The 23,026-nt window shown below is 56.3% G+C and carries 12 protein-coding genes and 6 pseudogenes; all 18 read left to right on the top strand.

Translation table 11 applies throughout. The features are described from left to right. Positions 1–85: 85 nt before the first annotated feature. The 18 genes and pseudogenes from JCM25146_RS17975 (at position 86) to rpsS (ending at position 23,022) form a co-directional block, all read left to right on the top strand. Positions 86–3,258: pseudogene (locus tag JCM25146_RS17975) on the top strand (efflux RND transporter permease subunit). Continuing rightward, a complete protein-coding gene (locus tag JCM25146_RS07400; protein ID WP_025826989.1) occupies positions 3,255–4,568 on the top strand; it encodes an efflux RND transporter periplasmic adaptor subunit in 1,314 nt (437 codons plus the stop codon). Before JCM25146_RS17975 ends, JCM25146_RS07400 begins: the two are co-directional and overlap by 4 nt. 41 nt (positions 4,569–4,609) lie before the next feature. Beyond that, positions 4,610–6,178 carry an efflux transporter outer membrane subunit gene (locus JCM25146_RS07395; protein WP_242400988.1) on the top strand — a complete coding sequence of 523 codons (1,569 nt, stop codon included), beginning with the start codon at positions 4,610–4,612 and terminating at the stop codon, positions 6,176–6,178. Between the two features lie 106 nt (positions 6,179–6,284). Beyond that, on the top strand, positions 6,285–6,719 hold the full coding sequence (gene rplK, locus JCM25146_RS07390; protein ID WP_025826986.1) for a 50S ribosomal protein L11: 435 nt from the start codon (positions 6,285–6,287) through the stop codon (positions 6,717–6,719). 4 nt (positions 6,720–6,723) lie between these two features. Next, a pseudogene (rplA, locus tag JCM25146_RS07385) lies at positions 6,724–7,415 on the top strand (50S ribosomal protein L1). 284 nt (positions 7,416–7,699) lie between these two features. After that, positions 7,700–8,218 carry a 50S ribosomal protein L10 gene (rplJ, locus tag JCM25146_RS07380; RefSeq protein ID WP_025826982.1) on the top strand — a complete coding sequence of 173 codons (519 nt, stop codon included), beginning with the start codon at positions 7,700–7,702 and terminating at the stop codon, positions 8,216–8,218. A 99-nt stretch (positions 8,219–8,317) separates the two neighbouring features. After that, positions 8,318–8,692, top strand: a complete 375-nt coding sequence (gene rplL / locus JCM25146_RS07375) for a 50S ribosomal protein L7/L12 (protein WP_025826980.1) — start codon at positions 8,318–8,320, stop codon at positions 8,690–8,692. Positions 8,693–8,907: 215 nt separating this feature from the next. Then, positions 8,908–13,079, top strand: a pseudogene (rpoB, locus tag JCM25146_RS17970) (DNA-directed RNA polymerase subunit beta). A 93-nt stretch (positions 13,080–13,172) separates the two neighbouring features. Continuing rightward, a pseudogene (rpoC, locus tag JCM25146_RS17965) lies at positions 13,173–17,346 on the top strand (DNA-directed RNA polymerase subunit beta'). Positions 17,347–17,682: 336 nt separating this feature from the next. Further along, positions 17,683–18,053 (top strand): annotated as a pseudogene (rpsL, locus tag JCM25146_RS07360) (30S ribosomal protein S12). 14 nt (positions 18,054–18,067) lie between these two features. Beyond that, positions 18,068–18,544: a 30S ribosomal protein S7 gene (rpsG, locus tag JCM25146_RS07355; protein ID WP_025826976.1), complete on the top strand. Its 477-nt coding sequence runs from the start codon at positions 18,068–18,070 to the stop codon at positions 18,542–18,544. Positions 18,545–18,634: 90 nt separating this feature from the next. Next, a complete protein-coding gene (tuf, locus tag JCM25146_RS07350) occupies positions 18,635–19,825 on the top strand; it encodes an elongation factor Tu (protein WP_025826974.1) in 1,191 nt (396 codons plus the stop codon). Between the two features lie 105 nt (positions 19,826–19,930). Next, positions 19,931–20,238, top strand: a pseudogene (gene rpsJ / locus JCM25146_RS21330) (30S ribosomal protein S10). Between the two features lie 10 nt (positions 20,239–20,248). Next, positions 20,249–20,932 (top strand): 50S ribosomal protein L3, encoded by a 684-nt coding sequence (gene rplC / locus JCM25146_RS07345; protein ID WP_025826972.1) that lies wholly within the window; start codon positions 20,249–20,251, stop codon positions 20,930–20,932. A gap of 4 nt (positions 20,933–20,936) precedes the next feature. Next, a complete protein-coding gene (rplD, locus tag JCM25146_RS07340; RefSeq protein WP_025826970.1) occupies positions 20,937–21,551 on the top strand; it encodes a 50S ribosomal protein L4 in 615 nt (204 codons plus the stop codon). Next, on the top strand, positions 21,548–21,883 hold the full coding sequence (locus JCM25146_RS07335; protein ID WP_025826968.1) for a 50S ribosomal protein L23: 336 nt from the start codon (positions 21,548–21,550) through the stop codon (positions 21,881–21,883). The genes rplD and JCM25146_RS07335 overlap by 4 nt, the downstream gene beginning before the upstream one ends. 16 nt (positions 21,884–21,899) lie before the next feature. Continuing rightward, positions 21,900–22,730, top strand: coding sequence for a 50S ribosomal protein L2 (gene rplB / locus JCM25146_RS07330; RefSeq protein WP_025826966.1), 831 nt, complete (start codon positions 21,900–21,902; stop codon positions 22,728–22,730). A 13-nt stretch (positions 22,731–22,743) separates the two neighbouring features. After that, complete coding sequence (gene rpsS / locus JCM25146_RS07325; protein WP_012812769.1) at positions 22,744–23,022, top strand: 30S ribosomal protein S19; 279 nt, start codon at positions 22,744–22,746, stop codon at positions 23,020–23,022. The last annotated feature ends 4 nt before the right edge of the window (positions 23,023–23,026 follow it).

Raw genomic sequence — 23,026 nt, 5'->3', positions numbered from 1 at the left:
AGAAGGATGTGCGGGTATCTACTGGCAAAATGACAACCATTTCCAGACTGATTGCCGGACCCGTTGTTAGGCGGGGACAAGGCGCATGAACCAGATTGTTATAATAGCACTCAAAAAACCGTACACTTTTGTTGTGCTGTCGATCCTGATTCTGGTTTTTGGAATTAAGGGCATTTTTTCCACTCCCACGGACGTCTTCCCAAGTATCCGTATTCCGGTTGTGGCTGTCATCTGGCAGTACACCGGGCTTATGCCGGAGGATATGTCTGGTCGTGTGGTCTATTATTACGAGCGTGCACTGACCGCGACCGTCAATAATATCGAACACATTGAGAGCCAGTCCTATTACGGGCGCGGGATTGTCAAAATCTTTTTCCAGCCCGGCACAAATACATCTGTGGCCCAGACGCAGATCACCTCAGTCTCGCAGACCGTGATCAAGCAGATGCCCACAGGCTCTACCCCTCCGCTTGTGCTGGCGTATGACGCATCCTCCGTGCCGGTCATTACGTTGCAGGTCGCCTCCACCTCCATGACGGCGTCCGAGATTTATGACATGTCGTCCAACCTTATCCGGCCTGCGCTGGTGTCTGTTGCGGGGGCGGCCATTCCCAACCCGTATGGAGGCAAGCCAGGTAACGTCATGGTGGACCTGGACCCGGTCAAGCTGCTGGCGCACAGCCTCTCCCCGGTTGATGTCTCACGCGCACTGAACAGCCAGAACATTGTGCTGCCTGCGGGGGACCAGCGTATCGGCCCGTTTGACTGGATGGTGCAGACCAATGCCGCCCCGCGCGAGCTGGATGAGCTGAACGACATTCCCATCAAACAGGTCGGTCACGCGGTTGTCCGCCTGCGTGACGTGGCATGGGTGCATCAGGGTGGGCCACCCCAGACCAACCTTGTGCTGGTCAAAGGTCAGCAGGGTGTTCTGATTGTGGTCATGAAGAGCGGGGACGCCTCGACGCTGGATGTGGTGGCGGGGATCAAAAAGCTCCTGCCCGGCATTGTGCAGACATTGCCGCCCGGTGTGAGCATTCGCGTGCTCAATGACGCCTCGACCTTTGTTAAAGAGTCCGTGGAGGACGTGGTGCGCGAAATGATAACCGCTGCCATTCTGACAGGGCTTGTTGTGCTGCTCTTCCTCGGCTCGTGGCGCTCCACAGTTATTATTGCCACCTCCATCCCTCTGGCCATGCTGTGCTCTATCATCGGGCTGGGCTGGGCCGGGCAGACCATTAACGTCATGACCCTTGGTGGGCTTGCGCTGGCTGTTGGTATTCTGGTCGATGACGCCACGGTCATGATCGAGAATATTGATGCACATCTGGAGATGGAGAAGGATCTGGAGACGGCCATTGTGGATGCGGCCAACCAGATTGTTATTCCAACCTTTGTGTCCACCCTGTGTATCTGCATTGTGTGGATGCCCCTGTTCCAGCTGACAGGCGTTGCTGGCTGGCTGTTCATGCCCATGGCTGAAGCCATTATTTTTGCCATGCTGGCTTCGTTCATCCTCTCGCGCACACTTGTGCCGACCATGGCCAAATACATGCTGGCAGCACAGGTGGCGGCTCATGCCCACGGACCGCAGGAGCCCAAAACGGTTTTTGGTCGCTTCCAGCGTTCCTTCGAGCGGGGGTTTGAGACCTTCCGCCACCGCTACCATGCCCTGCTGGGGTACCTGATTGAGGTGCGCGGCACGTTTATTCCGGTGTTTGTGCTGTGCTCCTTCGGGTCTTTGGGGCTGCTGTTTTTTGTCGGGCAGAACTTCTTCCCCGAGGTTAATTCGGATGTGATCGCCCTGCACATGCGCGCACCGGTTGGGACGCGGCTGGAAGAGGCGGGCAAGATTTCTCAACTGGTGGATGCGGAGGTCGAGCGCACGCTCCCCGGTCAGGTGGAAGGGATCGTCAATAACTGCGGTCTGGCGTTCAGCCCGCTCAACATGGCCTATATTCCACGCCAACGGTGGGGACACAGGATTGCGATATTACCATCTCGCTCAAGGATCAGGCCGCACCTGTTGCACAATACCGCCACCTGCTACGCCAGAACCTGAACGAGAAATTCCCCGGTACCCAGTTCTCCTTCCTGCCGGGGGATCTGACCGCCAAGATCCTTAATTTCGGCTTGCCATCCCCGATTGATGTGCAGGTTGTCGGGCGTGACCTGCCTGCCAACTTCCGCTTTGCCAACCGTATTGCCGAGAGACTGCGGCACGTAACGGGCCTGACCGATATTTCGGTGCAGGAACCCATGACCACGCCAACCCTGCGCGTGAATGCACGCAGGATGTACGCTCTCGGCACGGGTATCCGCGAGGCAGATGTGGCCGATAACGTGCTGGTCTCCCTCTCCGGTAGTTCGCAGGTCGGGCAGGTTTACTGGCTGGATACAAAAACCGGGGTGTCGCATCTGATCGACATCCAGACCCCCGCATCGTTCCTCCAGACCATGAATGATCTGGAGATCACACCGATTGATAAGGGGGATGGTAACCCCAGCGGGCAGACCCCGCAGATTCTGGGGGGGCTGAGCCAGATCGAACAGGTCGGCACACCTGCCGAGGTTGCGCACTACAACATCATGCCCGTGTTTGACATCTATGCTTCAAACGAGGGGATTGATCTGGGCACGGTCTCACGCGAGGTGGAGCGGATCGTGGACGAAATGCGCCCCGATCTGCCGCGTGGCGCATCGCTTATGGTGCGCGGGCAGGCGGTGACCATGAACAGTGCCTATGTGCAGCTACTTGCTGGGCTGGCCATGTCTATCCTGCTTGTTTACCTGCTGATTGTGGTCAACTTTCAGTCCTGGCTGGACCCGTTCATCATCATTACCGCACTGCCCGGTGCGCTGGCGGGTATTTCCTGGAGCCTGTTTTTGACCCACACCACATTGTCCGTTCCCGCACTGACCGGGGCGATCATGTGCATGGGTACGGCCACGGCCAACGCCATTCTGGTTGTCGCGTTTGCGCGCGAGCGGCTGGATGAGCATGGGGATGCCATTCTGGCCGCACTGGAGGCTGGGTTTGAGCGTATCCGCCCTGTTATGATGACAGCATCCGCCATGATTATTGGCATGCTGCCCATGTCGCTGAGTAATTCGCAAAACGCACCGCTGGGCAAGGCGGTCATGGGGGGGCTTCTGGTGGCAACGGTTGCGACCTTGCTGTTTGTTCCCTGCGTGTTCGCAATGCTGCACAACAAAAAAGACGTGCCGAAGACAAAAGAAGAGGAAGCTGGCGTATGACCCCGGAACACGACAAGACGGGTGGCGTGGACGCCAGGGCAAAAGCTGCGGCAGCTGCGCGTAAAAGAAAAATGGGGTTTGCCATTGTCGCAGGCGTGGCAGGGTTCCTGATTATTATGGGGCTTGTGCAGCGGCATTCGGCCTATGTGCAGCTTGCGCGTGAAACGGCGCATGACGCGGTGCCTGTGGTGCAGGTCATCTACCCCCAGAAGGGACCAGAGGAGCGGCAGCTCACGCTGCCTGCCAATATTGCTGCGTGGTATCAGGCTCCCATATACGCTCAGGTCTCTGGCTACGTGAAAATGTGGTACAAGGACTTTGGCGCGCGCGTAAAAGCAGGGGATGTGCTGGCCGAAATTGATACCCCGGGGCTGGATGCGCAATATGCCGCCGCGCAGGCCAACTACAACGTGGCTCAGGCCCGCTACAAACTGGCCCAGATTACGGCGCGGCGCTGGAAGGCGCTGCAGGGCACGCAGGCTGTGTCCCAGCAGGAAGTGGATGTGCAGGCCGCCAATGCCGAGGCGGAGAAGGCGCAGGTCGAGGCCGCGTTGCATGATGTGGAACGTTATGCAGCCCTTGAGGGTTTTAAAAAGATCGTGGCTCCATTCGATGGGATTGTCACATCGCGCATGGCTGACGTGGGGGACTACGTCAATGCCGGGCGGGGTGATGTGGATTCACGCGGGAATGCCACGGAACTGTTCAGCGTGGCCGATGTGCATGCCATGCGTGTGTTTGTAGCGGTGCCACAGGATTATGCGGATATTATCTCCCCCCGCCTGCAGGCGGAGTTGATTGTGCCGCAATACCCTGAGCGGACATTCAAGGCGCGCTTTCTGGCCACCGCCAGTGCGTTCAACCCCAATACTCGTACGGTCACAACCGAGCTGGTGCTGGACAACAAGAGCGGGGAGCTGTGGCCCAACTCCTATGCGACCGCCACATTCCGCGCCCCAGCCGACCCCGATCAGCTTATTTTGCCAGAAGGGGCGATTGTCTTCCGTCAGGAAGGTACGCAGGTGGCGCTGGTGGATGACAGCAACCACGTGCATCTGGTCAATGTAGCGCTCGGGCGCGATCTTGGTACCACGGTGGAAGTGCAACGCGGGGTCAAAAAGACCGACCGGGTTATCAATAACCCTTCAGCCGGGTTGTTGGATGGGCAACTGGTCCGGATTGTCAAAGGGACACCGGGCTACAATGTGCCGCCAACTCCGCCAGCCTCTACAGCTAGTGGCAGCAAGAATGATACGCGCGCCATGCCGGAAGACAACCGGCCAATGCCTGAAGCCGGGGGGCGGCCATGAGTGATCATGGGTGGCGCGTCAAACATTTTGCTTCGCGGTTGATGATGGGGTCATGCGTTCTGTCCGTGCTGGCAGGGTGCGACATGGCGCCACGCTACAAACCTGCAACTTTTGTGTACCCGGATAACTGGAGTGGCGGTGGTGTTATGCAGCCAGCCGGGGGAGGGGATACACAGATCAGCCCCACATGGTGGACTATTCTGGGGGACCCGGTGCTCAATGGTCTGGAGGAGCAGGCCATGCGGCTTAACCCTGACCTTCAGGCGCAGGCCGAAGCCTTCCTTCAGGCGCGTGATCTGGCCATGGAAGCCAAGTCGCAGCTTTATCCACAGGTTGGCGGTATGGCGGGGGGCGAAAAATACAAAGGTTCGGCTCATCGCCTGTGGCGTGGAGCGGGTGCTACTGGTCCCATGTACATGTCGTCCGAGCAGTATTCGGGGACTGCCACGTGGGAGCCGGATTTCTGGTCTGCCATACGTAACAAAACCCGTATGGCCAAACAGAATGTGCAGGAGCGTGCTGCCGACTATGCCGCAGCACGTCTGAGCCTGCAGGCCGAACTGGCGAGCGATTACATTATTCTGCGTGGGCTGGATGCGCAGGATGCGGTCTACCGTGATTCCATCCGCTACTACAAAACTGCCGTGCAGATTACCAATATGCGTCTGGCCGGGGCCATTGCTCCGGGTATGGATGTCTCACGTGCGGAGGCGCAGCTTTACACCACGCAGGCGCAGGAGACGGACATTTGTACCCAGCGTGATGTCATGGAGCATGCCATTGCAGCGCTGGTGAACCAGGCGCCCGCGACGTTTCATATTGCGCCGGTACAGGGGCTGAATTTTGCTCAAGGGGCCTTGCCCGTTGCTCTGCCATCCACATTGCTGGAAAGACGGCCGGACATTGCTGCGGCAGAGCGGCGTATGGCGCAGGCTAACCGCGCGATCGGGGTCTCCCGTGCGGCTTTTTATCCGCATGTCACGTTCAATGCCATGACCGGGTTTATGGACAGGGGCTTCGACCTCGCCTCTCTTTCCAACTCCATGTACCAGTTTGGGGCGCAGGCTGTCATGCCACTTTTTCAGGGCGGGTTGCGGCGCGCAGACCTGCAACGGAGCTGGTCGCAGTACCGTGAGAAAGAGGACATGTACCGCAGCACGGTTCTGGACGCATTCAAGGAGGTGGAGGATGGGCTGACGCGCGTCAACAGGCTCAAGGTGCAGGTGGAGCAGCAGTCCAGCGCGGTAGATGCGGCAGTACGCACACAGGGCATGACCATGGCGCTCTATACGGGTGGGCTCACCAACTATCTGGACGTTGTGGTGGCGCAGGTTGCGGCGCTGAACGCACGCATTGGCATGGTGCAGGCCTCCACACGGGCCATAAACGCACGGGTGGAGCTGATTCGCGCGCTGGGTGGCGGATGGTCGCGTGAGCAGCTTCCGCAAGGCGAGAGCGTACTTATGCCGTTCAAGCCGCTGCAATACAGCAACCTGCGGCAGGCTCCGGCTGCGGGCGGTATTACAACCGTGCGTGACCCTGCCAGCATGGACCTGAGCGGGAGCACAAAAGTGAGTGCGCCCCTTGACAGCAGTGCGGCGCACAGGTAAGCGCGCCTTTCCTGATCGGAACGCGGGAGGTACCTGCCAGCACGGATGTGTATGGCAGGAATCGTTAAGAACCGCGGTCCGGGTACATTTTTGAGGAGTCCCGGATATGGCCAAAAAAGTTGTTGGCTACATCAAGCTTCAGATTCCCGCTGGTAAAGCCAACCCTTCACCGCCGGTTGGTCCGGCTCTGGGTCAGCGCGGTCTGAATATCATGGAATTCTGCAAGGCATTTAATGCCAAGACCCAGGGCCTTGAACCTGGCATGCCGATTCCTGTGGTGATCACGGCTTATGCAGACCGTACATTCAGCTTCATCACCAAAACCCCGCCGAACACCTACTTCCTGCTCAAGGCCGCCAAGATTTCCAAAGGCAGCCAGACGGTTGGTAAGGGCGCTTCCGTCGGTAAGGTGACCATGGATCAGCTGCGTGAAATTGCTGCCCAGAAGCAGCAGGACATGAACGCAAACGATATTGATGGCGCCGTGCGTATGCTGGTCGGGTCTGCCCGTTCCATGGGTATTGACGTGGTGGAGGGCTAAGGTCATGGCACAGAACAAGCGTCTTACGGCGGCTCGCGCAAGGTGGTTGCAGGGCAGGCCTATGCTCTGGACGAAGCCATTTCCCTCGTCAAAGACAACGCAACCGCAAAGTTTGACGAAACGGTTGAAATTGCTCTGAACCTGGGCATCGACCCCCGTCATGCTGACCAGATGGTCCGTGGTTTTGTCTCCCTGCCCAACGGCACGGGCAAGACCCTGCGCGTTGGCGTGTTTGCACGTGGCCCCAAGGCTGAAGAAGCCAAGGCAGCCGGTGCAGATGTTGTCGGCGCAGAAGATCTGATGGAGCAGGTGCAGGCTGGCGAAATCGCTTTCGACCGCTGCATTGCAACACCCGATATGATGGCTCTGGTGGGTCGTCTGGGTAAGATCCTCGGCCCGCGTGGTCTGATGCCTAACCCCAAGCTGGGCACAGTAACCATGGACGTTAAGGGTGCCGTTCTGGCAGCCAAGTCCGGGCAGGTTGAATACCGTGCTGAAAAAACCGGCATTATCCATGCTGGCGTCGGCAAGGTATCCTTTGGTGCGGACAAGCTGGCCGAAAACGTGCGTGCATTCGTTGATGCCGTGCAGAAGGCCCGCCCCGCAGGCGCCAAAGGGACCTACCTGAAGAAAGCTGCCCTGACCTCCACAATGGGGCCGGGTGTACAGCTGGACGTCTCCGCCTTCGCAGGCTGAGCAAGAATGTTGCCGGACTGGTCTTTATGGCTGGTCCGGTGCATAAGGGAGCGGTTTACCGCTTTCTATACCTGTCCGAGACCACACGCGGCTTTGGTCTTAATCGGCTCCTCTGGGGCTGGCGCGTGGTAAGACGGGGATGCTGGTTGCAGGCTGAGAGTTTTTCGGCAGTGCCAGATATTCCGTTTATCAAGGACAGGCGAGCGGGTTCTGTTTGTTGCAGAACCTAAAGGGCAACCCGTTCTGTCAGGTTTATATCTGATGGAACAAGACGGAGACGGGATTTGGACCGTACGGAAAAGAAGGCCCTTGTTGCCTCTCTGGCCGCCGTGTTCGCCGAAACGTCCATGGTTGTGGTGACCCGTAATAAAGGGTTAACCGTAGCTGATGTGACGGATCTGCGACGCAAGGTGCGGGCAGCGGGTGCAAACTACAAGGTTGCTAAAAACCGGCTGGCAACTCTCGCCCTGGATGGGACCCAGTTCAGCGGCATCGCGCCGCTGCTGACGGGGCCGACCGCGCTTGCGTGGGCGGACGAACCTGTATCAGTGGCGAAGGTGATCGTTGAGTTCGCCAAAACCAATGACAAGCTTGAGCTGCTTGGCGGTTCTCTTGGTTCTCAGGTGCTTGATGCAGCTGGGATCAAGGCTCTGGCCGAGCTGCCGTCGCTCGACACGCTGCGCGCACAGCTCGTGGGTCTTATCTCCACGCCCGCTACGCGCATTGCCAGTGTTGTTCAGGCGCCGGCTGGCCAGCTTGCTCGTGTTTTTGGGGCCTATGCCAAAACGGGTGAAGCTGCCTGACCACGCATTCCCATATTGGGGATGTGTACAAGAAATACGCGCGGCCTCTGTGTAGAGGTTGCGTTTTGCTAACCAGTGTTTATATTAGGAAGTCTGACTATGGCTGATCTTGCTAAGCTTGTTGACGAACTGTCCGCTCTGACCGTTCTTGAAGCTGCTGAACTTTCCAAGCTGCTCGAAGAAAAATGGGGCGTTTCCGCTGCTGCTCCTGTTGCAGTTGCTGCTGCTGCTCCGGGCGCTGCTGCTCCGGCTGCTGAAGAGCAGACCGAATTCACGGTTATTCTGGCCGCCGCTGGCGAAAAGAAGATCAACGTGATTAAGGAAATCCGTGGCATCACGGGTCTGGGTCTGAAAGAAGCTAAGGACCTGGTTGAAGGCGCTCCCAAGCCCGTCAAGGAAGGCGTCAGCAAGGACGAAGCTGCTAAAATCAAGAAGCTTCTTGAAGACAACGGCGCGACCGTCGAAGTTAAGTAAGATTGCCTTGACCCTCTCCGTTAAGGTTTGGGTGAAGGGAATTGAGGTTCTCGGGTGGGGGTGTATGCCTCCGCCCGTTTGCCTGTTTCAGGTTGATCTGGGGCAGGTGGCCGGGTAAATCCGGTCTGGGTTTTGGCCGAAAGTAGGTCGGACCATCAGGCTCGCGGCAGACCACGAGCCTGATGGTCCGAGATAAGGGCGGGGCAGGAGCGACGATGAACGCAATTACCAAATCGTTCACAGGACGGAAGCGGATTCGCAAAAGTTTCGGGCGGATTCCCGAAATCGCCCCGATGCCGAACCTGATAGATGTGCAGCGTGCGTCTTATGAGACGTTTCTTCAGGCCAATGTGTCGCCTGATGCGCGTGTGCCCACGGGTTTGCAGGAGGTTTTCCGTTCTGTATTCCCAATCAATGACTTCGCAGGTCGCGGTCGTCTGGAGTTCGTCAGCTACGAATTCGAAGACCCGAAATATGATGTTGAGGAATGCATCCAGCGTGGCCTCACATTCTCTGCACCTCTCAAGGTTATTCTGCGCCTGATCGTATGGGATGTGGACGAGGACACAGGCTCCCGCTCCATCCGCGACATCAAGGAGCAGCCGGTTTACATGGGCGATATGCCGCTCATGACCGATAACGGTACCTTTATTGTCAACGGCACCGAACGCGTGATCGTCAGCCAGATGCACCGTTCCCCCGGTGTGTTCTTTGACCACGATAAGGGTAAGACGCATTCTTCGGGTAAATACCTGTTTGCTGCGCGCGTGATTCCGTATCGTGGTTCATGGCTCGATTTCGAATTCGATGCCAAGGACCTGCTGTACGTCCGCATTGACCGTAAGCGTAAGCTGCCTGTCACCACGCTGCTGTATGCGTTGGAAGGGGCTGCATCATCCGCCGCACGTAAAGCCAAGCTGGCAGAAGGTGGGGATGTGGATGCGCTGGATATTCAGGGCATGGATGCCAATGAAATCCTCGGCTACTTCTACGATACGGTGACTTTCACCAAGTCCGCCAAAGGCTGGGCACGTCCGTTCGATGCTGATTCGTTCCGTGGCCTCAAGCTGCTGGCACCTCTGGTGGACGCCGAAACCGGTGAAGTCGTGGCAGATGCGGAAACCAAACTGACGGCCCGTCTTGTTCGCAAGATTGCCGAAAAAACCCGTGAAGTGCTGGTGGGTGAAGTCGATCTGATCGGTCGCTTTATTGCGCATGACATGGTCAACATGAACACTGGCGAAATCTACGGTGAAGCTGGTGAGGAAATCACCGAAGCCCGTCTGGTTGCGCTGGAAGAAGCTGGTATTAACGAGCTGCCGGTTCTGGCGATTGATTCCGCCAAAGGCCCGTGGATACGCAATACGCTGACTGTTGACAAAAACAGTGGTCGTGACGAAGCGCTGATCGACATTTACCGTGTTATGCGTCCCGGCGAGCCGCCAACGGCTGAAACAGCAGAAGCAATGCTGCAGGGTCTGTTCTTTGATGCAGACCGCTATGACCTGTCCGCTGTCGGTCGCGTAAAGATGAACATGCGGCTGGACATTGATGTGCCAGATACCGTGCGCGTGCTGCGCAAGGACGATATTTTGCGCACCATCAAGGTTCTGTGTGACCTGAAGGATGGTCGCGGCCAGATCGATGATATTGATAATCTGGGTAACCGTCGTGTTCGCTCTGTGGGCGAACTGATGGAAAACCAGTACCGCATCGGTCTGCTGCGTATGGAACGTGCCATCCGTGAGCGCATGGGGTCGGTGGATATTGATACGGTCATGCCGCATGACCTGATCAACGCCAAGCCTGCTGCTGCTGCCGTGCGTGAGTTCTTTGGCTCCTCACAGCTCAGCCAGTTCATGGACCAGACCAACCCGCTGTCCGAAGTCACGCACAAGCGTCGTCTTTCAGCGCTTGGTCCGGGCGGTCTGACCCGTGAGCGTGCGGGCTTTGAAGTCCGTGACGTGCATCCGACCCACTACGGCCGTATCTGCCCGATTGAAACGCCCGAAGGACCGAACATCGGTCTGATCAACTCTTTGGCCACATACGCCAAGGTCAATAAATACGGCTTTATTGAAACACCCTACCGTCTGGTCAAGGACGGTGTGTTGCAGGACGGCTGGAAATACCTCTCCGCTATGGAAGAGGAAAAGCTGGTTGTTGCTCAGGCTGACGCCAAGGTGAACGATCAAGGGGCGCTGACAAGCGACCTGATTTCCGTCCGCCGTAACGGGGACTTCCGTCTTGTTCCCCCGACCGAAGTGACTGCCTGTGACGTGTCTCCCAAGCAGCTCGTTTCTGTTGCAGCAGCGCTTATTCCGTTCCTTGAGAACGATGACGCGAACCGCGCACTCATGGGCTCGAACATGCAGCGTCAGGCTGTGCCGCTGGTGCGTTCCGACGCTCCGTTGGTGGGTACAGGCATGGAAGCCGCTGTTGCCCGCGATTCCGGTGCAACCATTGTCGCTAAACGTAACGGTATTGTGGATCAGATCGACGGTGCCCGTATTGTTGTGCGCTCAACGGACGCAAGCGGTGCCACGCAGGGTGTTGATATCTACCGTCTGCGCAAATACTCCCGCTCCAACCAGTCCACCTGCATCAACCAGCGTCCGCTGGTGCATGTGGGGGATCAGGTCAGCGTGGGTGACATTATTGCGGATGGTCCCTCCACCGAGCTGGGTGAACTGGCTCTGGGGCGTAACGTGCTGGTCGCGTTCATGCCCTGGAATGGTTACAACTTCGAAGACTCCATCCTTATTTCCGAACGGATTGCCAAGGATGACGTGTTTACCTCGATCCATATCGAGGAATTCGAAGTCATGGCCCGTGACACCAAACTGGGTCAGGAAGAAATCACCCGTGACATCCCCAATGTCGGTGAGGAAGCGCTGCGCAACCTCGATGAAGCCGGTATTGTTTATGTCGGGGCTGAAGTTAATCCTGGCGATATCCTGATCGGTAAGGTCACACCAAAGGGCGAAAGTCCGATGACGCCGGAAGAAAAACTCCTGCGCGCCATCTTTGGTGAAAAAGCATCCGATGTGCGTGACACATCCCTGCGCCTGCCGCCCGGCACAACGGGTACCATTGTTGACGTTCGTGTCTTCTCCCGCCGTGGGGTAGATAAAGATGAACGTGCGATGGCCATTGAACGGGCAGAAATCGAACGTCTGGCCAAGGACCGGGATGACGAGCGCGCCATTCAGGAACGCTCTTTCTACAGCCGTCTGCGTGAAAAGCTGCTCGATCAGACCGCAGGTGCCGGTTACAAAGGTATTCGTTCCGGTACGGTCATCACACAGGAAGTTCTGGACGAGCAGCCGCGTGCGACATGGCGCCACATTGTTGTGGCTTCTGACAGCGTCATGGCTGAGCTGGAAACCCTGCGGCGTGAGTTTGATGCGGCTATCGCCCGCATTCAGGCACGCTTTGAAAGCAAGGTGGAAAAGCTCCAGCGCGGTGATGAACTGCCACCTGGTGTCATGAAGATGGTCAAGGTGTTTGTGGCCGTTAAGCGCAAACTTCAGCCGGGTGATAAAATGGCTGGCCGTCACGGGAACAAGGGTGTTGTCTCCCGCGTGGTGCCTGTTGAAGACATGCCGTTCCTTGAGGATGGTACCCCGGTTGATCTGGTGCTGAACCCGCTTGGCGTGCCATCGCGCATGAACGTCGGGCAGATTCTGGAAACGCATCTGGGCTGGGCCTGTGCCAACATCGGTCGTGGCATTGGTGACCTGGTGGATGACTATCAGCGTACAGGTGAAAAACGGCAGGACCTGCTGGATCGTCTGAAAGATGTCTATGGCGAGAAAGTCTATGACGACGCCATTGCAGACATGAACAACGACGAACTTGTGGAACTGGCCAACAACCTGCGCAAGGGCGTGCCCATTGCCACTCCGGTGTTTGATGGTGCTTCCATCCCCGATATTGAAGCCATGCTGGAAAAGGCTGGTGTGAATAAATCGGGTCAGTCGCAGTTGATTGACGGGCGTACGGGCGAGCAGTTCGAACGTAAGACGACCGTTGGTTACATCTACATGCTCAAGCTGCATCACCTTGTTGATGACAAGATCCATGCGCGTTCCATTGGTCCATACTCGCTTGTCACGCAGCAGCCGCTGGGTGGTAAGGCGCAGTTCGGTGGTCAGCGCTTTGGGGAAATGGAAGTGTGGGCGCTTGAAGCTTATGGCGCAGCTACACCTTGCAGGAAATGCTGACTGTCAAGTCGGATGACGTTTCCGGCCGAACAAAGGTTTATGAAGCGATCGTACGTGAACAGGATGACTTTGAAGCCGGTATTCCGGAAAGCTTCAACGTGTTGATCAAGGAGCTCAAGTCCCTTGGTCTCAATGTGGAGCTGGAGCAGGGGGCAGGCTAACGGTGACTTTCCCCGCCACAATCCGTACTTATTTCAAGAAGGAGGCTGGAGCTATTGCTCCAGCGCTCCATTTCCCTTTGGGGGCTTCTGCACATGAATGAACTCATGAAAATTCTTGGCCAGACTGGCCAGGCAATGACCTTTGACCAGATCAAGATCCAGCTCGCATCTCCCGAGCAGATCCGCTCCTGGTCTTTCGGTGAAATCAAGAAGCCCGAGACCATTAACTACCGTACGTTCAAGCCTGAACGTGATGGCCTGTTCTGCGCTCGGATCTTTGGCCCGATCAAGGATTACGAATGCCTGTGCGGCAAATACAAGCGGATGAAATTCCGCGGTATTATCTGCGAAAAATGTGGCGTTGAAGTTACGCTGGCCAAAGTCCGGCGTGAGCGCATGGGTCACATCCAGCTTGCAAGTCCGGTTGCGCACATTTGGTTCCTGAAGTCCCTGCCAAGCCGCATCGGCCTTATGGTCGACCTGACGCTCAAGGATCTTGAAAAAGTTCTGTATTTTGAGAACTATCTGGTTCTCGAACCCGGCACGTCGCCCCTCAAGCAGTATTCTCTCCTGAGCGAAGAACAGTATCTCGACGCCATGGACGATTATGGCGAGGAAGGGATTGAAGTCGGTATCGGTGCTGAAGCGATCAAGAAGGTTCTTGAACGCATTGAGTGCGATGCTGAAAAAGTTGAACTGCGTCAGGCGCTCAAGGAAACCACGTCCGAGGCCAAGCGCAAGAAGCTTGTCAAGCGTCTGAAACTGGTTGAAGCGTTCTCCGAAAGTGGCGCGCGTCCGGAATGGATGATTCTGGATCTGGTACCGGTCATTCCGCCGGAACTGCGCCCGCTTGTGCCGCTTGATGGTGGTCGCTTTGCGACATCCGACCTGAACGACCTGTATCGTCGGGTTATCAACCGTAACAACCGTCTCAAGCGGCTGATGGAACTGCGCGCGCCCGATATTATTGTGCGTAACGAAAAGCGCATGTTGCAGGAAGCTGTTGACGCTCTGTTTGACAACGGTCGTCGTGGTCGTGCCATTACAGGTGCTAACAAGCGTCCGCTCAAATCTCTGTCCGACATGCTTAAGGGCAAGCAGGGGCGCTTCCGTCAGAACCTGCTGGGTAAGCGCGTTGACTATTCCGGTCGTTCGGTCATCGTGGTGGGGCCTGAACTCAAGCTCCATCAGTGCGGCCTGCCGAAGAAGATGGCGCTTGAACTCTTCAAGCCCTTTATCTACGCAAAACTGGAAAAATACGGGCACGCCACCACCATCAAAGCTGCAAAGCGTATGGTGGAAAAAGAGCGTCCGGAAGTCTGGGATATTCTCGAAGAAGTTATTCGCGAACACCCCGTGCTGCTGAACCGTGCGCCAACACTTCACCGCCTTGGCATTCAGGCGTTTGAACCTGTGCTGGTGGAAGGCAAGGCCATTCAGCTGCACCCGCTGGTCTGCACAGCTTTTAACGCTGACTTTGACGGCGACCAGATGGCCGTGCACGTGCCGCTCAGCTGGAAGCCCAGCTTGAAGCCCGCGTGCTGATGATGTCCACCAACAACATTCTCAGCCCGGCAAACGGCAAGCCGATCATCGTGCCTTCTCAGGATATCGTTCTGGGGCTTTACTACCTGAGCCTTGAAACGCCTGAGTTCAAAGTTACCCCCGATCGTAACGAATATGACGCTACGACGGGTGAACTGGTCAAAGCTGGTGCCACATCTTTCTCTTCCATCGGGGAAGTTGAGTATGCGCTGAACGCTGGCGCTCTTAAACTGCACGACAAGATCCGTGCACGTTTTGAGAAGGTCGGCGCTGATGGCAAACGTGTTTACGAAACAGCAGTGACCACACCGGGACGCGTTCTGATTGCTCAGATCCTGCCCCAGCATGAAACTGTTCCGTTCTCGCTGATTAACCGCCAGCTGACGAAAAAAGCTGTGTCTGACGTGATCGACACGGTGTACCGTCACTGCGGTCAGAAAGAAGCGGTTATCTTCTGTGACCGTCTGATGGCTCTGGGTTTCCGTCATGCCGCCAGAGCTGGTATTTCCTTCGGTAAGGATGACATGATCATCCCGGCAGAAAAGAAGGAACTGGTTGATCGCACGGCAACCGAGGTCAAGGAATTCGAACAGCAGTATCAGGACGGTCTGATTACAGCTGGCGAACGCTACAACAAAGTGGTTGACGCATGGTCGCGTTGCACGGATGAAGTGCAGGCTGCCATGACCAAGGAAATCTCCCGTCAGGAAGTGGGTAAACCCATCAACTCGGTGTGGATGATGAGCACTCCGGGGCTCGTGGGTCGCCGGCTCAGATGAAGCAGCTTGCCGGGATGCGTGGTCTTATGGCCAAGCCATCGGGCGAGATTATTGAACAGCCGATTATTGCCAACTTTAAGGAAGGGCTTTCGGTCCTTGACTACTTTACGTCCACCCACGGTGCACGTAAGGGGCTGGCAGATACGGCGCTCAAAACTGCAAACTCCGGTTACCTGACCCGTCGTCTGGTGGACGTTGCGCAGGACAGCATCATTATCGAAGAAGACTGCGGTAGTGAACGTGGGCTGACGGTGCGCGCAGTCATGGATGGGGGCGAAGTTGTTGCGTCTCTGTCCGAGCGTATTCTTGGTCGTTCGCTGGCGTCCGATGTGGTTGACCCCACTACTGGTGCTGTGATCGCTGAGCGGAACCGGCTGGTTGATGAAGCTGATGCTGAACGTATTGAAGCGTCCGGTGTTGAAGTTGTTCACATCCGCTCCGTGCTTACCTGCGATAGCCGCGTCGGTGTTTGCGGCCGTTGTTATGGGCGTGATCTGGCACGCGGCACACCTGTTAACATTGGTGAAGCCGTTGGTGTTATCGCAGCTCAGTCCATTGGTGAGCCTGGCACCCAGCTGACCATGCGTACCTTCCATATCGGTGGTGCGGCACAGCGCGGTGCAGAACAGTCCATGATCGAAGCGTCGCGTGATGGCAAAGTTGTCATCCGCAACCGCAACGTGGTGCAGAACAGCCAGAACGTGCCAATTGTCATGGCCCGTAACTGCGAAATCCTGCTGACGGACGAAAAGGGTGCGGAAAAGTTCCGCTACCGTGTTCCTTATGGTGCGCGTCTGCTCACCACCGAAGGTGCATCGGTATCACGCGGTCAGAAGCTGGCTGAGTGGGACCCCTACACCCTGCCGATCATTACCGAAAAAGCCGGTAAGGTCGAATATCTGGACCTCATTGACTCCATCACGCTTGTCGAGCGTATGGACGAAGTGACCGGTCTGACATCCAAAGTCGTGGTTGACTACAAGCAGGCAGGTAAGGGCGTTGATCTGCGTCCGCGGTTGCAGCTTAAGGATGCTAATGGCGAGGTGATCAAGCTGGATAACGGGGCTGAAGCGCGTTACTTCCTGTCGCCTGAAACACTGCTGTCCATTGAAAATGGTGCAGAAGTGAACGCAGGTGACGTGTTGGCCCGCCTGCCGCGTGAAGGCTCCAAGACGCGTGACATTACCGGTGGTCTGCCACGCGTTGCGGAACTGTTTGAGGCACGCCGTCCCAAAGACCACGCTATTATTGCGGAAATGGAAGGGCGCGTTGAATTCGGCAAGGACTACAAGTCCAAACGTCGGATTGTCGTTAAAAACGATGAGTCCGGCCATGAGCAGGAATATCTGATTCCCAAAGGCAAGCACATCTCCGTTCAGGAAGGTGACTTTGTGGAAAAAGGTGATCCGCTGGTCGATGGTCCCCGCGTTCCGCACGACATTCTGAAGGTCATGGGTGTTGAGGCTCTCTCGGACTACCTGATCAATGAAATTCAGGATGTCTATCGTCTGCAGGGCGTGAAGATCAACGATAAGCACATTGAGGTGATCGTTCGTCAGATGCTCCAGAAAGTCGAAATTCTGGAGCCGGGTGACACGACCTACCTGATTGGCGAGACGGTTGACCGGCTTGAGTTCGATGTTGAGAACACAAAGTGCCTCAATGCGAATGAACGGCCTGCGTTGGCCATGCCTGTGTTGCAGGGGATTACCAAGGCCTCCCTGCAGACGCAGTCGTTCATCTCTGCTGCGTCCTTCCAGGAAACCACGCGCGTTCTGACCGAGGCGGCAACAGCCGGTAAGGTCGACAAGCTTATGGGCCTGAAGGAAAACGTAATTGTGGGACGTTTGATCCCCGCAGGAACGGGCAGCGTCATGAAGCGTCTGCGGGCCATTGCGGCCGAGCAGGACAAGCAGCGCGTAAGCCGTACGGCTGCGGAATAAACTCTGCTGCCAAACAAAAGGAAAGGCCGGGGCAAATGCTCCGGCCTTTTTTGTATGTTTATCGGGAGCAGGGTAGAGAATCGCGGGGTAAAGCTTGACTTCTGCTAGGGGGGGCTGTAGTTAGCAGCCCTCAGCTTTGCTTATCTTTGTGGATGAGTAAGGCACTCAGGTTCTCTGTATGAGTTTTAGCATGCGGTTGGCTTCCGGGGGGAAGCGGAACCGGATGCCAATATAGCCCCATTCGGGTTGTTACCTGATGGGATCTTTTTAATGAAAGTCGGCAGCCGCAGAAAATGCGGCTGGCCGACCGAACTGTGTAAGGATCGGGAAAGGCGCATGCCGACCATCAACCAGCTCATTGCCAAGGGGCGTAAGCTGCAGTCAAGCGGAACAAAGTGCCCGCTCTGCAGGGATGCCCCCAGAAGCGCGGCGTTTGCACCCGCGTTTATACGACGACACCAAAAAAGCCTAACTCCGCACTGCGTAAAGTTGCCAAGGTGCGTCTGACGAATGGCTATGAGGTGGTTAGCTATATTCCTGGTGAAGGTCACAACCTTCAGGAACATAGTGTTGTGCTTATCCGCGGCGGTCGAGTGAAAGATTTGCCGGGTGTTCGTTACCACATCCTTCGCGGTGTTCTCGATACGCAGGGTATCGCCAAGCGGCGTCAGCGTCGTTCGCTGTATGGCGCCAAGCGTCCGAAATAAGAGGAAGTTAAGGTATGAGTCGCCGTCATCGTGCTGTTAAGCGCGAGATCCTTCCCGATCCGAAGTTCGGAGATGTCGTCATTACGCGTTTTATGAACGCGCTGATGTTCGACGGTAAGAAGTCCACAGCTGAAAAGATTGTCTATGGTGCGATTGACACCATGGCCCGTCGCAATGGTGCTGCGTCCGATCCGATCGCGCTGTTCCATAACGCTCTGGATAACGTCAAGCCGGCTGTAGAGGTCCGTTCCCGCCGTGTTGGTGGTGCAACCTATCAGGTTCCGGTTGAAGTGCGTTCTGACCGTCGTCAGGCTCTGGCTATTCGCTGGGTCATCGACGCTGCGCGCAAGCGTGGTGAAAACACCATGCAGGATCGTCTGTCCAACGAACTTCTGGATGCCGTGAACAATCGTGGTGCGGCTGTGAAGAAGCGTGAAGACACGCATCGTATGGCTGAAGCCAACAAGGCATTCAGTCATTATCGCTGGTAATCCGTGAAAGTTCCGCTTTCCCTCTTGTCGAGGGATTGGGGCACTTATAACAACTGCATCCCGGACATTTTTTGGGGCATGGAGTAAACAATGGCTAAGGCTAAATTTGAGCGGAATAAACCGCACTGCAACATCGGCACCATTGGTCACGTTGACCATGGTAAGACGTCTCTGACGGCTGCCATCACAAAGACGCTGGCAAAGACTGGCGGCGCTGTGTTCAAGGCATACGACATGATTGACGCAGCCCCTGAAGAACGCGCTCGCGGCATCACCATTTCCACCGCTCACGTGGAATATGAAACCGCAAACCGTCACTACGCACACGTCGACTGCCCCGGACACGCTGACTATGTGAAGAACATGATCACCGGTGCGGCGCAGATGGATGGTGCCATCCTCGTGGTGTCCGCTGCTGACGGTCCGATGCCGCAGACCCGTGAACACATCCTTCTTGCTCGTCAGGTTGGTGTGCCGGCTCTGGTTGTCTTCCTGAACAAGGTTGACCAGGTTGACGATCCGGAGCTGCTTGAACTGGTTGAAATGGAAGTTCGTGAACTTCTGTCTTCCTACCAGTTCCCCGGTGACGACATTCCTGTAATCAAGGGCTCTGCTCTGGTTACTCTGGAAGATGGTGATCCGGAAGTTGGCGAAAACCGCGTGCGCGATCTGATGGACGCAGTTGATGCGTACATCCCGCAGCCCGAACGTCCGGTTGATCGTCCGTTCCTGATGCCGATCGAGGACGTGTTCTCCATCTCTGGTCGTGGCACCGTTGTGACCGGTCGTGTGGAACGTGGTGTTGTCAACGTGGGTGACGAAGTTGAAATCGTCGGCCTGAAAGACACCATCAAGACCACTGTTACGGGTGTTGAAATGTTCCGCAAGCTGCTTGATCGCGGCGAAGCAGGCGACAACATCGGTGCGCTGGTACGTGGCACGAAGCGTGAAGACGTTGAGCGCGGTCAGGTTCTGGCCAAGCCCGGCTCCATCACGCCGCATAAGAAGTTCAAGGCAGAAGCCTACATCCTGACGAAGGAAGAAGGTGGCCGTCATACGCCGTTCTTCACCAACTATCGTCCGCAGTTCTACTTCCGTACGACTGACGTGACGGGTGTTGTGCACCTGCCCGAAGGCACGGAAATGGTTATGCCCGGCGACAACTGCGCTATGGAAGTCGAGCTGATTGCTCCGATCGCCATGGACGAAGGTCTCCGCTTCGCTATCCGTGAAGGTGGCCGCACTGTTGGTGCAGGCGTTGTTGCTTCCATTATCGAGTAATCGATAAGGGATTAGAGACTGAGTGGCCCCGGCCGATTATTCGGCTGGGGTCTTACTTGGCGGCCGGGATAACCCGGACAAGTAAAGTGTTGGACTAAGAAACAGATGGACAACCAGAACATCCGCATTCGCCTGAAAGCGTACGATCATCGGGTGCTTGATAACAGCACGAAAGAGATCGTGAATACGGCGAAGCGTACGGGTGCGCGGGTTCGGGGTCCTATCCCGCTGCGACGCATATCGAACGGTTTACGGTTAACCGTTCTCCTCACGTTGACAAGAAGAGCCGCGAGCAGTTCGAAATTCGGACTCATCGTCGTTTGCTCGATATTGTTGAGCCCACTCCGCAGACCGTGGACGCTCTCATGAAGCTCGACCTCGCCGCTGGCGTGGATGTCGAGATCAAACTTTAAGGTCCAGACGATGCGCACCGGATTGATCGCAAAAAAGTTGGGCATGTCCCGACTGTTCAAGGAAGACGGCACACATGTGCCTGTCACCGTCCTGCATGTTGATGAACTGCAGGTGGTAGACGTTCGTACTCAGGAGCGTGATGGCTATGTAGCTGTCCAGCTGGGTATGGGCAATGCCAAGGTGAAAAACGTAACAAAACCCAACCGTGGCCATTTTGCCCGCGTGAAGGTCGAACCCAAGAAAACAGTGCGCGAATTCCGTGTGGCTGATGATGCCACGCTGGAAGTTGGTGCTGCTCTTTCTGCTTCCCATTTCGTTGTTGGCCAGAAGGTTGACGTGACGGGGACAAGCAAGGGTAAGGGGTTTGCTGGCGCCATGAAGCGCTGGAATTTTGCTGGTCTTGAAGCCTCGCATGGTGTGTCCATTTCGCACCGTTCGCATGGTTCGACCGGTAACCGCCAGGACCCCGGCAAAACCTTCAAGAACAAAAAAATGGCTGGTCATCTGGGCGATGAACGCGTGACCACCTTGAATCTGGAAATCGCAGCGGTCGATCCGGAAAAGAATCTGATCATGATTCGTGGCTCCGTTCCGGGAGCAAAGAATGGTGTCGTTCTCATTCGTGATGCGATCAAGAAAGCCCGCCACAGCGATGCGCCTTATCCGGCAGCACTTGTGAAGGCGGAGGCCTGAGATCATGGAAATCGAAATCAAGACACTTGATAACGGCACGGCTGGTTCAGCTACGCTTCCGGAAGAACTTTTCGGTGCAGCTCCCCGGGCGGACGTAATGGCACGCGTTGTGCACTGGCAGCTGGCAAAGCGCCGCGCTGGCACGCACAAGGTCAAGGGCATGGGCGAAGTGTCCGGCACGACCAAAAAGCCGTATCGCCAGAAAGGCACCGGTAGTGCTCGTCAGGGCTCCCTGCGTGCTCCCCAGTACAGAACTGGTGGCGTTGTGCATGGTCCTGTTGTGCGCGATCATGGCTATGACCTGCCTAAAAAGGTACGTCGTCTCGGCCTGATCTCCGCTCTGTCGCAGAAAGCGGCTGAAGGTAAACTGGTTGTTCTGGACACGGCTTCTGGCGTGACCAAGACCAGCGAACTGGCGAAAAAGCTGCAGGGTCTCGGCTGGGGCTCCGCTCTGATTGTTGATGCTTCTGTGGACGAAAACTTCGTACGCGCAGCTCGCAATCTGCCGAAGATTGACATTCTGCCGACCATTGGCGCGAATGTTTATGACATTCTGAACCACGAGGTGCTTGCCATCACGCAGGCAGGCCTTGAAGGACTGAAGGAACGCCTGGCATGACGAATATTCTTGCTATTCGCAAGAAAGCCGAGCGTCTTTCTCGGGAAGCTCTGTACGATATCGTACGGACGCCTGTCATCACCGAGAAGGCGACTGCGCTTTCTGAAAAAAATCAGGTTGTTTTCAAGGTCGCAATGACGGCTAGCAAGCCTGAAATCAAGGTTGCGGTGGAAACGCTGTTCGGGGTCAAGGTTGTTGGTGTCAACACCCTTGTCCAGAAAGGTAAAACCAAGCGCTTTAAAGGGCGTGTGGGTCAGCGTTCTGACGTTAAAAAGGCGTTCGTTCAGCTTGCAGAAGGTCAGTCCATTGACCTGACCGCGAAGCTGGCGTGACCAAGGGTAGAAACTAATGGCACTGAAGCACTTTAATCCTGTCACGCCGAGCCTGCGTGGTACGGTTCTGATTGATCGTGCTGACCTGTGGAAAGGCAAGCCGGTCAAGCAGCTCACGGAAGGTAAGAACAAGTCGGGCGGTCGTAACAATAACGGCCGTATCACGTCTCGTTTCCGTGGCGGCGGTCACAAGCAGTCCTATCGTTATGTGGACTTCAAGCGTCGTAAGTTCGACGTGCTGGGTACTGTGGAACGTCTTGAATACGATCCCAACCGCACGGCATTTATTGCGCTGGTGAAGTACGAAGACGGTGAACTGGCATACATTCTGGCTCCGCAGCGCCTGAAGGTTGGTGACAATGTCATCGCCGGTGCGCGCGTGGATATTAAGCCGGGCAATGCCATGCCGCTGTCTGCTATTCCGGTGGGCACGATCATCCACAACATCGAGCTGAAGCAGGGCGCTGGCGGCAAGCTGGCCCGTTCCGCAGGGACGTATGCACAGCTGGTTGGTAAGGATTCGGGCTACGCCCAGATCAAGCTGCAGTCTGGTGAATTGCGTGTTGTGCGCGGTGAATGCATGGCAACCGTTGGTGCCGTGTCCAATCCGGACAACATGAACCAGCACATGGGTAAGGCTGGTCGTTCCCGTTGGCTGGGTCGCCGTCCGCATAACCGCGGCGTGGTGATGAACCCGGTTGACCACCCGCACGGTGGTGGTGAAGGCCGCACATCTGGTGGTCGTCATCCAGTTACGCCATGGGGCAAGCCTACCAAAGGTTACAAAACTCGGGTCAACAAGCGGACGGACGGTCTGATTATCCGTCGCCGGAAGACCGGCAAGTAAGGGGCAATAGAAGATGGCACGTTCCGTCTGGAAAGGTCCGTTCGTCGACGGGTATCTGCTGAATAAGGCTGAAGTATCCCGCGCATCGGGTCGGAATGAAGTGATCAAGATCTGGTCGCGTCGTTCAACGATTCTTCCGCAGTTCGTTGGTCTGACGTTCGGTGTTTATAACGGTCAGAAGTTCCTGCCTGTGCAGGTGACGGAGAACATGGTTGGCCATAAGTTTGGCGAATTTTCTCCCACCCGTACATTTCACGGGCATGGTGCTGACAAGAAGTCTAAGCGGGGCTAAGAGC

This window comes from Acetobacter okinawensis JCM 25146, assembly GCF_000613865.1.
GTDB lineage: Bacteria > Pseudomonadota > Alphaproteobacteria > Acetobacterales > Acetobacteraceae > Acetobacter > Acetobacter okinawensis.
This window is presented reverse-complemented; position numbering and strand designations above follow the sequence as displayed.

What these genes read in the sequence shown, in the direction of transcription:
- JCM25146_RS07400 (WP_025826989.1), top strand. Translation starts at nt 3,255, where the DNA reads ATGACCCCGGAACACGACAAGACGGGTGGCGTGGACGCCAGGGCAAAA.
- JCM25146_RS07395 (WP_242400988.1), top strand. Translation starts at nt 4,610, where the DNA reads ATGATGGGGTCATGCGTTCTGTCCGTGCTGGCAGGGTGCGACATGGCG.
- rplK (WP_025826986.1), top strand. Translation starts at nt 6,285, where the DNA reads ATGGCCAAAAAAGTTGTTGGCTACATCAAGCTTCAGATTCCCGCTGGT.
- rplL (WP_025826980.1), top strand. Translation starts at nt 8,318, where the DNA reads ATGGCTGATCTTGCTAAGCTTGTTGACGAACTGTCCGCTCTGACCGTT.
- rpsG (WP_025826976.1), top strand. Translation starts at nt 18,068, where the DNA reads ATGAGTCGCCGTCATCGTGCTGTTAAGCGCGAGATCCTTCCCGATCCG.
- tuf (WP_025826974.1), top strand. Translation starts at nt 18,635, where the DNA reads ATGGCTAAGGCTAAATTTGAGCGGAATAAACCGCACTGCAACATCGGC.
- rplC (WP_025826972.1), top strand. Translation starts at nt 20,249, where the DNA reads ATGCGCACCGGATTGATCGCAAAAAAGTTGGGCATGTCCCGACTGTTC.
- rplD (WP_025826970.1), top strand. Translation starts at nt 20,937, where the DNA reads ATGGAAATCGAAATCAAGACACTTGATAACGGCACGGCTGGTTCAGCT.
- JCM25146_RS07335 (WP_025826968.1), top strand. Translation starts at nt 21,548, where the DNA reads ATGACGAATATTCTTGCTATTCGCAAGAAAGCCGAGCGTCTTTCTCGG.
- rplB (WP_025826966.1), top strand. Translation starts at nt 21,900, where the DNA reads ATGGCACTGAAGCACTTTAATCCTGTCACGCCGAGCCTGCGTGGTACG.
- rpsS (WP_012812769.1), top strand. Translation starts at nt 22,744, where the DNA reads ATGGCACGTTCCGTCTGGAAAGGTCCGTTCGTCGACGGGTATCTGCTG.